Origin of the sequence: Hahella sp. CCB-MM4 (genome assembly GCF_002260525.1) — a bacterium.
Classification (GTDB): domain Bacteria; phylum Pseudomonadota; class Gammaproteobacteria; order Pseudomonadales; family Oleiphilaceae; genus Hahella.
The window spans coordinates 428,238-443,514 of the sequence record NZ_MRYI01000002.1; the positions used below are offsets into that span (position 1 = coordinate 428,238).

The 15,277-nt window shown below is 50.9% G+C and carries 12 protein-coding genes; 8 read left to right on the forward strand and 4 right to left on the reverse strand.

The features are described from left to right. The first annotated feature begins 81 nt into the window (after positions 1–81). Positions 82–720 carry an NAD(P)-dependent oxidoreductase gene (locus BTA51_RS05490; protein ID WP_094706413.1) on the forward strand — a complete coding sequence of 213 codons (639 nt, stop codon included), beginning with the start codon at positions 82–84 and terminating at the stop codon, positions 718–720. A gap of 209 nt (positions 721–929) precedes the next feature. Beyond that, entirely contained in the window at positions 930–1,766 is an 837-nt protein-coding gene (locus tag BTA51_RS05495) for an ABC transporter substrate-binding protein (protein WP_246840929.1), read from the forward strand. A gap of 111 nt (positions 1,767–1,877) precedes the next feature. Here BTA51_RS05495 and BTA51_RS05500 read toward each other — a convergent pair whose 3' ends face one another. The 3 genes from BTA51_RS05500 to BTA51_RS05510 all read right to left on the reverse strand — a co-directional run bounded on the left by BTA51_RS05500 (position 1,878) and on the right by BTA51_RS05510 (position 6,946). Then, positions 1,878–4,484, reverse strand: coding sequence for an ExeM/NucH family extracellular endonuclease (locus BTA51_RS05500; RefSeq protein WP_094706415.1), 2,607 nt, complete (start codon positions 4,482–4,484; stop codon positions 1,878–1,880). 249 nt (positions 4,485–4,733) lie between these two features. Further along, on the reverse strand, positions 4,734–5,756 hold the full coding sequence (locus BTA51_RS05505; protein WP_094706416.1) for an ABC transporter substrate-binding protein: 1,023 nt from the start codon (positions 5,754–5,756) through the stop codon (positions 4,734–4,736). Between the two features lie 245 nt (positions 5,757–6,001). Beyond that, positions 6,002–6,946 (reverse strand): histone deacetylase, encoded by a 945-nt coding sequence (locus BTA51_RS05510; protein ID WP_094706417.1) that lies wholly within the window; start codon positions 6,944–6,946, stop codon positions 6,002–6,004. Between the two features lie 50 nt (positions 6,947–6,996). Here BTA51_RS05510 and trxC point away from each other — a divergent pair, with 50 nt between their 5' ends. After that, complete coding sequence (gene trxC, locus BTA51_RS05515) at positions 6,997–7,467, forward strand: thioredoxin TrxC (RefSeq protein ID WP_094706418.1); 471 nt, start codon at positions 6,997–6,999, stop codon at positions 7,465–7,467. Between the two features lie 30 nt (positions 7,468–7,497). On the opposite strand, the gene BTA51_RS05520 is transcribed toward trxC, so the two are convergent. Beyond that, positions 7,498–7,971, reverse strand: coding sequence for a DUF3429 domain-containing protein (locus BTA51_RS05520; protein ID WP_094706419.1), 474 nt, complete (start codon positions 7,969–7,971; stop codon positions 7,498–7,500). A gap of 358 nt (positions 7,972–8,329) precedes the next feature. Here BTA51_RS05520 and BTA51_RS05525 point away from each other — a divergent pair, with 358 nt between their 5' ends. The 5 genes from BTA51_RS05525 to BTA51_RS05545 all read left to right on the forward strand — a co-directional run bounded on the left by BTA51_RS05525 (position 8,330) and on the right by BTA51_RS05545 (position 15,177). Then, complete coding sequence (locus tag BTA51_RS05525; RefSeq protein WP_094706420.1) at positions 8,330–10,636, forward strand: thioredoxin domain-containing protein; 2,307 nt, start codon at positions 8,330–8,332, stop codon at positions 10,634–10,636. A gap of 74 nt (positions 10,637–10,710) precedes the next feature. Next, complete coding sequence (locus BTA51_RS05530; RefSeq protein ID WP_094706421.1) at positions 10,711–11,691, forward strand: zinc transporter ZntB; 981 nt, start codon at positions 10,711–10,713, stop codon at positions 11,689–11,691. Positions 11,692–11,920: 229 nt separating this feature from the next. Then, a complete protein-coding gene (locus BTA51_RS05535; RefSeq protein WP_094706422.1) occupies positions 11,921–12,427 on the forward strand; it encodes a TRAP transporter small permease subunit in 507 nt (168 codons plus the stop codon). Continuing rightward, positions 12,427–13,758 carry a TRAP transporter large permease subunit gene (locus BTA51_RS05540; protein WP_094706423.1) on the forward strand — a complete coding sequence of 444 codons (1,332 nt, stop codon included), beginning with the start codon at positions 12,427–12,429 and terminating at the stop codon, positions 13,756–13,758. Before BTA51_RS05535 ends, BTA51_RS05540 begins: the two co-directional genes overlap by 1 nt. A 360-nt stretch (positions 13,759–14,118) precedes the next feature. Continuing rightward, a complete protein-coding gene (locus BTA51_RS05545) occupies positions 14,119–15,177 on the forward strand; it encodes a TRAP transporter substrate-binding protein (RefSeq protein ID WP_094706424.1) in 1,059 nt (352 codons plus the stop codon). Positions 15,178–15,277 lie beyond the last annotated feature (100 nt).

A 15,277-nucleotide genomic window follows, 5' to 3' on the forward strand; every position in this document is an offset into this window, starting at 1 on the left:
CTATTTTGATAATTTATCTCATTTTTAGTCTCCAATAAACTGGCTCCAACTTTCAATGAACCAGAAACTTGGAGAATAGTGATGAAAATCGCAATATTCGGAGCCACCGGCTGGATTGGTGGGACCATTGCCCAGGAAGCTCTCAATCGGGGCCATGAAATCGTGGCATTGGTACGTGATACCAGCAAACTCCCTACTCACGATCATCTGACCGGTCAGGCGTTTGATCTCACAGATAACGCCTCACTCGCTTCACTCAACCTGGAGGCAGATGTCGTCATTGCCAGTATTGGCGGACGCGCCGCCGGCAATCATGAAATTACTCCGGACACCGCCCGGAAACTTCTTGAAGAACTTCCCAAAGCCAATATCAATCGACTGTACTGGGTCGGTGGCGCGGGAAGTCTGGAAGCAGCGCCGGGTATCACATTGTTAAGCAACCCGGAATTTCCGGAAGCCTATAAAGGTGAAGCACTTGCCCAGTCTCAGGCGCTTGAAGTGTTTCGCAAAAACAGTGGCAGCGTTGACTGGACCTTTATCAGCCCTGCTGCCGAGATTTTCCCCGGAGAAAAATCCGGTCAATACAGAGTGGGTGGAGACTCACTATTGGTTGACGAAGAAGGCAAAAGCCGGATTTCTGTCCAGGATTACGCCGCAGCCATGCTGGACCAGGTGGAAAACAATGCACATCCCAACGAGCGAATCGGCGTTGCGTACTGATATCTATTGATCCTTACGGGTCCCTATTGACCCTTACTGGTCCTTCCATCCACGCCAGTCTTCCTTTCGGTATCGAAACAGACTGGCGTTTATCGTTTCCAGATACCCTCCGAAGACATTTTTCGTCTATTATTTAACAAGGGCTAATTCACACTATTTTGAGCCCTAATCAGCCTATAAAAACGGCCATAAAAATGGAGGGTACCGCCATGTTGCGAATTCCAGCCTTCAGTGTAAAAGCCGTAGTCGTCATCCTGTTCCTGTTCTCATCTGCAGCAGCCTATTCAAACTGTTCAAAAACTATTGTGGTCAACCAGACCAACTGGCGTCCCTATATGTATATCAATGACAAGGGGGAAATGGCCGGGCTGGATCATGAACTGGTCAAAGCCATACTGGAAACGGCACAGTGCAATTACGAGTTTGTGCAGATGCCTTCCAAACGAGCCTTACTGGAATTGGAAAACGGGCGGATAGATATGGTGGCCGGAGCTTCGATTACTCCGGCAAGAGAAAAGTATGGGCGCTTTACCGCAAGTTACCGTGATGAAACCATGGTCCTGTTTATCCGCCGAGACCAGTCAGGGTACTTTCCTGCCAAGGATCTGGATCAGCTGTTAAACAGCTATCAACTGATTATGGGAGCCGTGATAGGCGCCTACTATGGCGCTGAATATGAAGCCCTGAACCACAAACAGCTCTCCCAGAGAAATCAGTTGGTGCTGCTGAAAGACAATCATGCCCTGCTTCCGCTGCTATTGAATTATCGGGTCGACCTGGTCGTAGGCGACCGGGTCAGCTTGAGCTTTATTGCTAATGAAATGGGGATTGGGGGGCAGGTGTCCGTTCACGACCATGTGCTGAACCGGGATCTGGTGCATTTTCTGTTGAGCCGAAAGTCGACTACTGCCGAAGATGTTGAAAGCATCAATCAGGCGATCAAAAGTTTTCGTTCCTCCGCATCCTATAAGTTGATCATGTCGCACTACGGCCTGGAGGATCACCCGGATAAAGAGGAAATTCAGGAGAGCGCCAACTTCCTATAATCAGCATAAAACTGGGTACTTTAATCCGTAAACGGATGCTCATGGCAATCAGCAAGCGATATGCACAAAAAAGGGGCCGAAACGGCCCCAAATGTAGCACGAAACCGGTCTTTACCAGAGTTTCAGGAATGCCAACAGATCCCACAGATTGATGCGCCCGTCACCATTCAGGTCAAATTGACGATTATCGTCTGTCACCTTGTGGTAGAGCTGTCTGAGCAGTGCCAGCAGGTCGCGAACATCGACTTTTCCATCCATATTGAAGTCCCCTGGTGCTGCTTTCATTGGCAGATCAAGTGACAGAATGAATGGATCATGATCAGAGCTTCTGAACGGCCCGATATCGGTAAACGCATAGCCGTCTTCATCCCGGTAATGGGTCAGCGCCTGGTTATACTGTAACTGATAGGCTTCAGGGGAGTTGATGTTCCAATGGGTCGCATCGACAACATCTTCCAGCAATGCGGGATTCACCAGAATATGATCCAGTGAACCGATCTGACCGCTACCATAGAACCAATAGGAGAAACCTTCAGGATCGAACTCTTCTGCAACATTCACATAACCAAAGGTGTCAGTCACTTCAACCGAGTTACCCTCATTCGCTGCAGTATTCACAGCCGTCTTGATGGTATAACCACGCTCGGCAGCATCATAGCTGGTCAACACCGCAATAGGATCTTCGGCGGTATAAGAGTTGAGATCTCCCAGAATCAGAACCCGCTCAGGCAGATCGGCTTCGGCCAGCGCATTACCCAGCGTTACAGCAGCCGATACACGCAGGGCATTACAACTCCCCTGGGCTGCGTCGGTTTCGGATGGAGAATTCAAGTCTTCATAACATTTCGACCCTTTGGACTTGAAGTGGTTGACCACCACTGCAACTTCCTGCCCGGTTTCCACATGTTGGAAGGTCTGCAACAGGGCAGTACGCATCGCCTGGGTTTCACCATTGCCCAGATCCTGCACCGGCATGGAGATTTTGACCGCATCGCCTTTAGGCGTCACAACAGATGCACGGTAGATCATACCGACAGCAATCGCGTCCGTGCCGACCACTGAGCCATCCGCCGTCGCGATGAAGGTGTAAGCTTTGTCTTCCGACATGTTGGCATTGAGTGCGTCGACCAGGGAATGGATAGCACTGACATTGTCGAAACCGTCATTCTCGATTTCCATGAGACCGACAACATCCGCGTCCAACACTGTCAGAGCATCAATAATCCTGGCCTGCTGAAGGTCGAATTGTTCCTGGTTCTCCGCTCCGCGATTGGCTTCATAGTCAAACGTTACTCCGCCGTCACCGGTCGGTTCGCCGTTGAAATAATTCAAGACATTGAAGCTGGCGATACTCAGGTTGCCCGACATCAGATCCGGAGCAGATTCACGCCCTCCGAGCACCACAATGTCACTCTGCGGATTGATTCTGTACAGCCCGTAGGAATAGTTCAGCGGCCCGGCGGCACTCACCAGATCATTGATCCTAATCGGATTGGCGTAACTGAAGCTCGGGAAGAAACTAAGTTGTGCCGGATAGGAAGAACCACTGCTATCTTCTACATAGATGCGGTTACGGCTATTCGCCGCAATAACCTGTTCATACCCTTCAGTACCCGGTGCGTACAGATCAGTCGGCTGCACTTTAAGAGCATGGCTCAGGCCAAATTCACCATAGCGCCAGAGGTTATTGATATCTGTGACCCGCAGATCATTGACGGAAACCATCATCCCTTCGTAGCGCTCCAGGGATTGATCTTCAGGTAAAGGGAAAGCTATCTGAGCCTGGGTGACGGATGCTCCTTCACCGCAATCCACAATATCTTTCACCGCATTGACTTCAGTTAGCCCATAGCTTTCCGTTACGCTTCCCAGCACCCGGACCTGATGCCCGGTAACCACAGCCTCATTGCTGAGCACGAATATCCCCTCGGAAGTTGAGGCGTTGCCGTCTTCATCCTTAATCTCTTCCTGCAGGAAAAAGCCACCGTCTCGTTGACCGGTCACGACGCCTTCGACCATCACCTCGGTCCCGACCATAGGGCTGGCATCTCCAGCTCCCTGGATACTGCTGATCAAGGTGGCGGCGTCACCACAAACTCCGGCAGAGCTATCATCGTCACCGTCGCCGCCATCATCCTGTCCTCCGGCATAGCTGCCGAGATCATCAAAACTATCGTTGGCAAAACCCTCCCACTGAGCAGAGGGATCAAAAGCATCATAAGGATCCGCATCCCCCGCTCCCACAGAACCCAGTCGGCGCAGCGTATTGTTCTGGGTGCTGGCATCGCCGGTTCCCCATTCACTGCCGGGGTCGACTCCAATTTGTCCGATGGAATCGACAACCACACCGCCATTTAGCAGGGTGATGGCATCATCGCCATTAAAAAATCCCACACCACTGGTAAAATCAGCAACATCGAGAATTTCAGTAGCCGCATTGCTGTTGGCTACCACATAAACATCTCCGTCCGGAAGCGTGCCACTTAAATTCAGCGTGGCACCAGCCGTGCTGCTGCCATTAAAGTAAAATTGAATCTCATAGGCGCTCAGATCCACATCAGCACCGGTGTTGTTATATATTTCCAGTGCTTTGTTATTACTGCTTCCTTCAATATATTCAGAGAAATAAAGATCCACAGCGGCACTTGCCATCAGGGGTTGAACAAACAGAATTCCTGCAATGGCAACACTCAACTTATGCTTGCTGAGATTTATCATTTTCCAGTCCTTGTAATTTGGTTGAGCCCTGAACAGGCAAGTCTTGTACCACCTGCGGGCCAGGGAGGTTTTTCCAGAACCTGTAGTTTCATCCGGCGTTCAGTGCAAATGAGACCTTAACAGGTTCCTGGAATAATAACGGGCATCCTGCGGGACGGCCGAGAAGCATGCCGCAAGTCTGTACGGAAATGATGAAAATTGAATGACTAAAAGATGACAGTTTGAAATGAAATGCCGGCTTGTAAACGCCTAATCCAGTGCGGGAACCAGTTGCACCCTGTTCACATCGAGCTGCCGCAACGGTTCAGCCACAATGTAATCCATAAAGTCCAGGGATTCCCTGGTGAACTGTTTCCCCTCAGTATCCTGTTGCCGAAGCCAGTAATACTCGTTCTGCAAGGTCAAAAGAAACTGTTGAGTCAGCGACACGTGGAAATGGTAACCGGGCCAGATGGCATCCAGCACATTCTCCCCCATACCGGTTCTTTGCTGAACAAGGCGCTTAACATCGTCGCTGTTTTGAAGAATGAACTGTTCAGCTCTCACCAGGGCGCGAATCAGTCGAACCGTCGCTTGTGGGTTGCTGTCCACCAACGCCATGCTACCAGTGAGATTAAAAGTCACCGTATATGGCCTGATCACATCCATGACAAACGCATTCTGTTTTGATTTCTGTAGCGCGAGATAGGACCAGGGCTGCCAGATGGCTACGGCATCGACCTGTCCCTCGTATAGAGCATTGGGCATATCTTCGGGTTGAAGCTCTACAAACGTATTGCTTTCAGGATTTGCACCGCCCAGTAGAAGGAAAACCTCCGCAAAATAGTGACTGGCAGAGCCCCTCACATACCCTATGCGCTTTTTGATGAAATCCGACGGGCTGGTAATTCCGGAACTACGGCGTACCACAAACTGACTGTCATCTGCCGAGGTAACAAAGGTGGAGAGTACATAGAAAGGCTTACCTAATGCTGCCTGCTGGGTAATCACCATATCGGAGCAGGTCGCGAAATCCACTTCCCTGGCAAGCATGTCCTGCATGCAACGATGACCTCCAAGACATTCCCTGAGATTGACCTGTAATCCCTCGGCCTTGAAGAAGCCCTCCTGTTCCGCCACATAGAAGGGAGCCGATAAAGGAGTCTTGGACACAGCAATGGCAATTTCCGTATCTGCCTGAGCACCGGAAGACAACACCAGAAGCCATATCGCCAGACAATAAATATTCAGCAGGACCGATTTCCGGTCTCCCACTACAACGTTTTTTTCCATTCAACAGTCCTGCAAGCTTCACCCTTTCGGCAGGGAGAATCTCTCAATTGATATTTAATACAGAGCCTTGCAGAGATCTTCACTCCAATGTCCTGTGATAGGTTAATCAAATTCTGAATTCATTCTGTGTGGGGCTTCCAGCACTTCTATGCACATCAAAGGGACGGGCGACCCTCATTAAGTAAAGCCACGACAATAACGGTTGTAAAGGGCTATATCGGTTATAAAGAGCTACGATTCACGGACTATAAACCGTATTCCTCAAACAAGCGGGCAGCTACCTGATGGACAATGCCATGTCGGGCCGCCAGCGCCTTACGATCCCGGGAATACCCTCCACCAATCACACAGGCCAGTGGAATTCCCTGATCAAGAGCCATTCGAATAATGTATTCATCCCGAAGCGCCATATCTTCGTCAGACAAATTCAAATATCCAAGAGCATCATCCTGGTGCACATCGGCACCCGCATCATAAAGAATGAAATCGGGCTGCGAAATACTGACAATGTACGGCAGGTGGTTTTCCAGAGCCTTATAGTACTCATGCCCGCCTTCCCCCCGACCGAGTTCAATGTCGAAATCACTCTGAGCCTTACGATGAGGAAAATTTTCCCGACAATGAAAGGAACAGGTAAATATCCGATCATCCCGTGACAGAATACTGGCAGTGCCGTCACCCTGATGTACATCACAGTCAATAATCAATACCCGGTCAACCGCACCTTCTGCTACCAGCGCTCGCGCCACAACAGCAAGATCGTTGAAGATACAGAAACCACTGCCGAAATCCACATGCGCATGATGAGTGCCGCCGGCCAGATGGGCAGCTAATCCGTACTGAAGCGCCAATCTGGCGGTCAACAGAGTGCCTCCTACGGCGGTGTAGGTTCTTTCCATCACCCCTTCGGACCAGGGGATGCCTATACGTCGCATGGCTTTGGCCGGCAATTGATTAAGCCTGAACTGCCGGACATATTCTGGGCAGTGAGTCATGACGATCTCAGCCTCTGACGCCGGTTCCGGCACAAATGTATTTTTAGGCGTCAGGAGGGACCGGCTACGCAGGAATTCGGCCAACAAACCGAATTTCTCCATGGGGAAACGGTGATCAGGTGAGAATTCGGGACTGTAGCAGGGATGATAAACGAGCGGGATCATAACCTTGAAAGCAACGTGATACTCCCCCATTTAGAGAAGGAGTTGGAACTTTTACAGACAATATGACAGGTTGTAAGGGTATGAGCGAGAAATTTGCCCATCAGTCTCATGTAGAGGCTGATAACATGCACATTGTGTGTGGTGAATGCGATAGCAAGAATCGCGTGCCGACGGCCAAACTGTCGTCTGGCGGACGCTGTGGCCGCTGCAAACAGCCTTTGTTCAGCAGCCATGTGATTGAACTGACAGCACACAATTTTCATAAACATCTACAGAATGATATTCCGGTACTGGTGGATTTCTGGGCGCCATGGTGCGGTCCGTGTAAGACTTTTGCCCCGATATTTGCCCAAGCGGCCCAGATTCTTGAGCCTCGGCTCCGCTGTGTCAAGGTTGATACAGAACAGTGGCCACAGTTGGCCCAGCAATACCAGATCCGAAGCATCCCCACACTGGTGTTGTTCCGCGGAGGAAGGGAACAATCCAGGCAATCAGGTGTTCTAAGTCTGCCCCAGCTGCAGCAATGGCTACAGTCGTCTCTCCAAGCATAGGCGGGCACTGTCAAAGGGCTGAGAAAAGCCTTAGTTGGCCAGTGCCACCAGAAACTGACTCGCCACGACCACGATAGTCAGATGCAAACGCATCTTCAGGTAGTCCCAGGACCACAAATCCTCCAGGACAAATCGATCGATTCCAAACAACACAGCAAATCCTGCACTGAAAGCCAAAGGCCGGCAAATCGGGGGGAGCATCAGCGTAAACCAGGCCCACAGGGATATCAGAATACTCGCCCGCATCAGTCTCGCCGGACAGGCGGGCCCATGTTCTTTCAGCGCCATAGGCCAGTAGATTCCTGCCATAAAAGAAAGCACCAGGGCGCTATACGAGTCATAAAGCCAGCGCACCTCGCCGGAGTTGAACATCCCCGCCGCGATGACCAAAGACAGAGCAACGAAAGGCACCAGACCAAAATAGCCATACCACAACGAAAGCTTTTGAATTTTGGAAAATTCCGCTACGGCCGGGTTGCCGCCCTGATTCAGTTCCATCGCCATTACTCGACAGACAATTCCCTGATTACTCAGATATCAACCATTCCCTGACAGATATCTACCCGTTCCCACCAGTTTCTATATTTTCTGTATATGTATTTTCTGCAAATACGTTTTCTGTGTAGATGCTTGAACTTACGAGTCCGCTTTTTGTTAGGATTAGTCAGGAACAAAAATAATTGTCGGGCTACCGGATAAAATTCGTGGCACTATAAATATTGCAGCGCCACAGGAAATATCGCGGTGCCCTAGATGTCTTGGTGATTGCCACATTTAAGTACTCTTAATAATCACCACACTGATGACACGGTGGCCCAGGCTCTGTTGATGTTTCATCTGACCCAGCTTCAAAGAGACAGATATGGAAGATCTCCGGGATATCCAGCGCTCCAAGCAAGGCCAGTACAATATTCGAACCCGTCATCTCGACCAGGATGGCCAACCGCTTTTTACCAATCACCTGATTCGCGAACAGTCTCCCTATCTTTTACAACACGCTCACAACCCCGTCCATTGGCACCCCTGGAATGAAGAGACTTTTGCCCTGGCAAAATCCCGGAATCTGCCTGTCTTCCTGTCGATTGGATATAGCACCTGCCACTGGTGCCACGTGATGGAAGAACAAAGTTTCGATGACCTGGAAGTGGCAGAACTGCTTAACCGTTCCTTTATCCCGATTAAAGTGGATCGTGAGCAACGACCGGATCTGGATGAAATCTACATGACGGCAGTGCAGATTATGACCGGCCAGGGCGGTTGGCCGATGTCGACCTTCCTGACCCCGGAGGGTCATCCCTTTTTTGGAGGCACTTATTTCAGTAAAGAGCAGTTTATTCGCCTCCTGGGGCAGATCTCACAACTATGGAACACTGAAAATGCCAATCTGGTTGAGCAGGGTAAAAGGCTTGCCGAAGCAATAGATCGATATCTCACGCCACCCTCTTCTGAAGCCAGTGTCGGACATGATGTTATCGAAGCAGTACGCGGCCAGCTGCTGCAAACAGCAGATAAGCATCACGGGGGATTTGGCCAGGCTCCCAAATTTCCCCAGGAAGCAACTTTACTATTCCTGCTGGACCAGATTTCCCGGGACGACAGACCTTTACCCCGCATTCCGGAATGGGATCTGATTCGACAGACACTGGATAACATGCTGCAGGGAGGTATCTACGATCATATAGGCGGTGGGTTTCACCGTTACTCCGTCGACAGTGCCTGGCAAGTGCCCCACTTTGAAAAGATGCTGTATAACCAGGCGCAATTGATCAGGGTTTACACCCAGGCATACCAGATTTGTGGAGACCCGGAATATCGTCGCGTGGTGTCGGAAATCATCACTTATGTACTTCGCGACATGCGAAGTGAAGACGGCCTGTTCTATTCCGCAACCGATGCCGACAGCGAGGGCATGGAAGGACGCTTTTTCATCTGGACCTACAATGAGGTGAAATCACTACTGAATAAAGAGGAATGGATTCTGGCTAGGAAAGCCTACGGTATCACCGGCACCGGGAACTTCGAGAGTGCCAACATTCTCCACCTGACAGCCCCAATGGCTACTCTGGCTGAAAATCTGCCCCTTGGCCACAAGACTACGGAGTCCACGACTCGCTACGAACAGTTAATAGATAAACTTCAGCAGATCAAAACCCGTCTCTACGAACACCGCAGACTCCGGGTTCCTCCGCTGACAGACACAAAGATAATCACCGAGTGGAACGGTATGATGATTGCTGCCCTGGCGGAAGCAGCCCGTGTTATGGAAGTTCCTTCATGGCTGAATGAAGCGGTCAGAGCGGCAGAGAAGCTCTGGCAAATTCATCGCCAACCCAATGGATTGTTCTGGCGACTCAGTATGGATCGGGTCGGTAGCGACAATGCCCTGCTGGAAGATTATGCTCATTTGATAGAGGGACTGCTGCAAATCTATGACGCCAATCATGATCATATCTGGCTGGAGCGCACGGAAGCCATGCTTACCACCCTCAAAGAACAATATTGGGACCAGAATAACGGCGGCTTTTTTGTCAGTAGCGGTGATCATCAGGGACCTATGTTGGTGCGTAGTAAAAACCTGGGAGACCAGGCCACAATCTCCGGGAACTCGCAAATGCTCAGTGTATTGACTGCTTTATACAGGCGTACCGGAGACTTACAGATTCAGGCCATCACCAACGAGCATATAGCCGCCTTCGCCCACTCTGTCAGTCAGTACCCCATGTCCTGTCCCTACTTTCTCAAAGGACTGGCGGAGGTTGAGCAACCGAATCCCACCGGTCTTCAATACACGACCGCCGGTCAGATCTGGGCTCAGGCATACAAAACCGAACGAACAGACTCCGGCTTGTGGGAAGTCACCCTGAAGATTCATCTGAGCGAGGGCTGGCATATCCAGACCCATCAATGTAGGGACCCGCAGGGACAGAGCACCCAGGTCCGGTTACTCTCAGAAAACCATCATGAATGCCTGGATATTCGCTATCCATCACCAGAGCCATGGAAGACCAACGATGGAAAGCTACTTGAAATCTATTCCGACCAATGCGAAATCAACTTAACCCTGAAAGTCCATCATCCCGCGCCTGTACGCCTGCAGTTGAATTTACAGGCATGCAATGAAACCAGTTGTCATCAGCCACATACGCTATTATTCAATCTATGGCTATAAACCCAGTTTGTGGTTATAGGCTTGAGCCCCTTAGACCCCGTTAAATAGCTCACTTAGAAGCAGGGATTCCGATAGTGAACCAGACACCGATTATCTATAGCTTCCGCCTCGACAGTGTAGGGGGAGCAACAGAACTGACTCCCGAATCAGATTCAGCCATACGCCAGGCGATAGCCTCCAGTGAACTGACCTGGTTTCATATCAATACACTTCATCCTGATGCTGAGCAGTTCCTGTTAGAGATAATGCAACTGGATGCGCTCGTCAGCGAAGCATTGCTGGCGGATGAAACCCGCCCTCGTCTTGTGGATAACGAAAATACCGCGCTGATCATCCTGCGGGGCGTCAACCTGAATCAGGGGGCAGAACCGGAAGATATGGTGTCCCTACGTATATGGATTACCAAAAATAGCATTATTTCGGCCGGCCGACGTCCATTAAAAGCGCTTAGGGATATTGTTGAGTCATTCACCCAAAACAAGGGCCCCAAAGATGCCGGGGAATGGCTGACTGACGTTTGCGTGGAACTTTATGATCACATGCAGTCTGCTGTGACCGGACTGGTGGAAGAGACTGATAAACTGGAAGAGGAAGTCTTCCACAGCCAGAACGAGAACGTCCGCGAATCCATACTGGATATTCGTAAACGGGCAATGATCTTGAGGCGCTATATTACACCTCAAAAGGACGTCGTGAGTTACCTCAGGGAAAGCCAGCTTTCCTGGATGAATGACTTCTGCCGCCGCCGATTGATTGAGGTGGGAGATTGGCTCACCCGTTACTGCGAGGATCTGGACAGCGTGAGAGAACGCGCCCAGGTCATCAAAGACGAGTTAAATGCCGCCATGAACGACCGCCTCAACCGCAATCTGTACCTGCTGTCCATCGTGGCGGCCGTCGCGCTGCCCCTGGGGATACTGACCGGGTTGTTCGGCATCAATATCGGCGGAATGCCTGGCGTGGAGTCTCCCCATGCGTTTATTTGGTTTTCAATAGCCCTGGTTGTGCTCTGCCTGTTGGAGCTTGTCTATCTGAAAAAGAAAAAATGGATTTAGAAACCATTACATCCACTCCCTGACCTCCCTTTTTTCTTCTCACTTTTGAGGCTTCCGGCACCCTCTGTCGGAAGCTCAATTGATTCGTGAAATTCAATTTTTTCTTGCACTTTGGGATTAAGCATGTTTATGCTTTGTACATAAATGTACATAAAACATAGATTATGTACAAAGATGTACACCCATCAAATGTCGCCCTCACAAGGCAGACAATTACGGAAGTGCCATCATGCCCAACTTTATAAGAACCTATGTACGGTACGTGGATGCCGTTAACCGAATTGTGGGCAGAGCCGCGATGTACCTCATTTTCGCCATGATGGGCATCCTGCTCTATTCGTCCATATCCAAAACCTTCTTTGTTCCGTCCCTTTGGACGTTGGAAATGGCCCAGTTCACCATGGTGGCCTATTACCTGTTGGGCGGTGGGTATTCCATGCAGCTCGGTGACCACGTGCGCATGGATCTCCTCTACGGACACTGGTCCGACAAGACCAAAGCGTGGGTAGACTGCTTTACCATTCTCTTTCTGATTTTCTATCTCATCATCCTGCTTTACGGCGGGTATTCCAGTACTGACTACGCGCTGCAGTATGGAGAAAGAAGCTATTCCTCCTGGCGGCCATACATGGCGCCGATCAAAATCATTGCCTGTATCGGTATCTTCCTGATGCTACTCCAGGCCATTGCCATGCTCTTTAAAGATATCGCCAAAATTAGAGGGGAAGAGCTCTAATGAGTTATGAAATGATTGCTCTGATGATGTTTGCATCGATGATGCTGATGCTCATGACCGGGCAAAGGGTCTTCGCTGCTATCGGATCTGTCGCTGTTATCGCTGCGCTCGCCTTATGGGGTACCGGAGGCTCTGAAATGGGCTTCTCAGCGGCCATGAAACTGATGAAGTGGTACCCGCTGCTCACCCTTCCCCTGTTTATCTACATGGGCTTCATGTTATCGGAGTCCGGCATTGCCAATGACCTTTATGAGATGTTCCATGTCTGGTTCGGCCCCCTCAGGGGCGGGCTGGCAATTGGCACCATCGTCCTGATGGTGGTGGTTTCGGCCATGAACGGACTGAGTGTCGCCGGAATGGCCATCGGTGCCACCATCGCCTTGCCGGAGCTGCTCAGACGAGGCTACGACAAGATCATGGTCACCGGCGTCATTCAGGCAGGCAGCTCCCTGGGCATTCTGGTCCCGCCGAGTGTGGTTCTGGTGCTGTATGGCATGATTGCCCGGCAACCGGTGGGACAGCTTTGGCTGGCCGGCGTATTTCCCGGTCTTCTGATGGCTGGCCTGTTCATTGTCTACATCGTGATTCGCTGCCACCTGCAACCCGAACTGGGACCTGTTCTGCCAAAGGAAGAACGCGATATCCCATTTAAGGAGAAGATCAAGTTACTGCACGCGGGCATCCTCCCACTGATGATTTTCTTTCTGATGACGGGCCTGTTCCTGATGGGCATTACCAGTCTGGTGGAAAGCTCTGCCGTAGGCGCACTTGCCGCAACTGCCGCCGCCATTATCAAGCGCCGCTTAACCCGCGAGGTCATGGAAGAAACGGTCCGCAAGACCTTGGGGATCAGCTGCATGTTCATGTGGATTATCCTGGCCGCATTATGCTTCGGCTCAGTCTTTGACGGCCTGGGAGCCGTCCGCGCCATTGAAGGTTTTTTCCTCGATCAGCTCGGCCTGAGCCCCTGGCAGATCCTGATCCTGATGCAGCTTTCGTTCCTGCTCATGGGCACATTCCTGGATGACACGGCCATGCTGGTTATCGTGGCTCCACTGTATGTCCCTCTTGTGGACGCTCTGGGCTTTAACCTGATCTGGTATGGCGTGCTCTATACCATCACTTGCCAGATCGCTTACATGACTCCTCCCTTCGGTTACAACCTGTTCCTGATGCGGGCGATGGCACCACCGGAGGTTGGTCTGAAGGACATTTATATCTCCATCATTCCGTTTGTGGTGATCATGGCTATTGCCCTGGCTCTGGTCATGATCTTCCCGGAAATTGCCATGTGGCTGCCGGACCAGCACTACGGAAACGGAGGCTACTAGGCCTGGTGGAGCTTTAGTTAAAGAACAGAACATCAACCAGAGAACAAAGTTTTCACTAGAGAAAGAGTATTTATTAAAGAACAGAGATTTAGGGACAGGAAGACGATTGGATGCGAACTCACCAGGGAAGGCCAGTGAAGGAAGACTGCGGACAGTCGGCTCCTTCAGATCGGCTATAGGTTATCGATCAAACCTTCTGCCAAAAATAAGAACTGTTGAAATGAGGTACGCGGCTTAGTTGTAAAGAGACCTTTCCCAATCTTCTATGCTTGCACAACGCAGGAAGACACTGGCAGAGAGGAAAAAACACATACCCGGCGGTAGGGTTTCAACGAAACAAATGCAAAGGGGAACCAGAACATGACCAACAGACGTGACTTTCTTAAAAAAGCAGGCGCAGCCGGTATAGCCGGTGCCAGTGTTGCTGCAATTGGCGCACCGGCAGTGCACGCCAAAAGCAAAATCAAATGGCGCTTGCAGACCTATGCCGGTCCAGCCCTGGCTGAACACGTCATCAAACCCTCAATTGACGCCTTCAACAAAGTTGCCAACGGCGAGATGGAAATCGAGCTGTACTTTGCGGACCAGCTGGTGCCAACCGGCGAACTGTTCCGCGCCATGCAACGAGGCACCATCGACGCGGTACAGTCGGATGACGACTCCATCGCGGCACCGGTAGATGTGGCCGTTTTCGGAGGTTACTTTCCATTCGCCACCCGCTATAGCCTGGATGTTCCAGTGCTGTTCAACGAGTGGGGCCTGAATGAAATCTGGGCTGAAGCCTACGGTGAAGTCGAAGGCGTAACCTGGCTGAGTGCCGGTGCCTGGGACCCTTGCCATTTCGCCACAAAGGCGCCCATCAAAAGTCTTGCGGACCTGAAAGGTAAACGGGTTTTTACCTTCCCAACTGCCGGTCGATTCCTTTCCCGCTTCGGCGTTGTCCCTGTCACCCTGCCCTGGGAGGATGTGGAAGTCGCTATGCAGACCGGTGAACTCGACGGTATTGCCTGGTCAGGTATTACCGAGGACTACACCGTAGGTTGGGCCGACGTCACCAGTTATTTCCTGACCAATAATATTTCAGGCGCTTGGTGCGGTTCCTATTTTGCCAACAGTGAACGCTGGAACGAACTACCTGAACACCTGAAAGCTCTGTTCAAGCTCTGCATGGACAGCTCTCATTACTATCGCCAGCACTGGTACTGGGGTGGAGAGGCCAAACTGCGAACCAAGGGCACGAAAATGAAGCTCACCTCCATTCCGGATTCCGAGTGGGATACCGTGGAGGCTGAAGCACTGAAGTTCTGGGACGAAATCGCAGAAACCAGCCCCCGCTGCAAACGGGTTGTGGAAATCTTCAAAGCCTACAACTCTTCCATGCAAAAAGCTGGTCGTCCTTACCGGTATGGCCAAGCCTAAATAATCTAATGCTCTCGACCTTGGCCCGGAAACTTCCGGGCCCTTCTTCTTAGGTCTTTCCCTTTCCCTTTCCCTTTCCCTTTCCCTTTCCCTTTCCCTT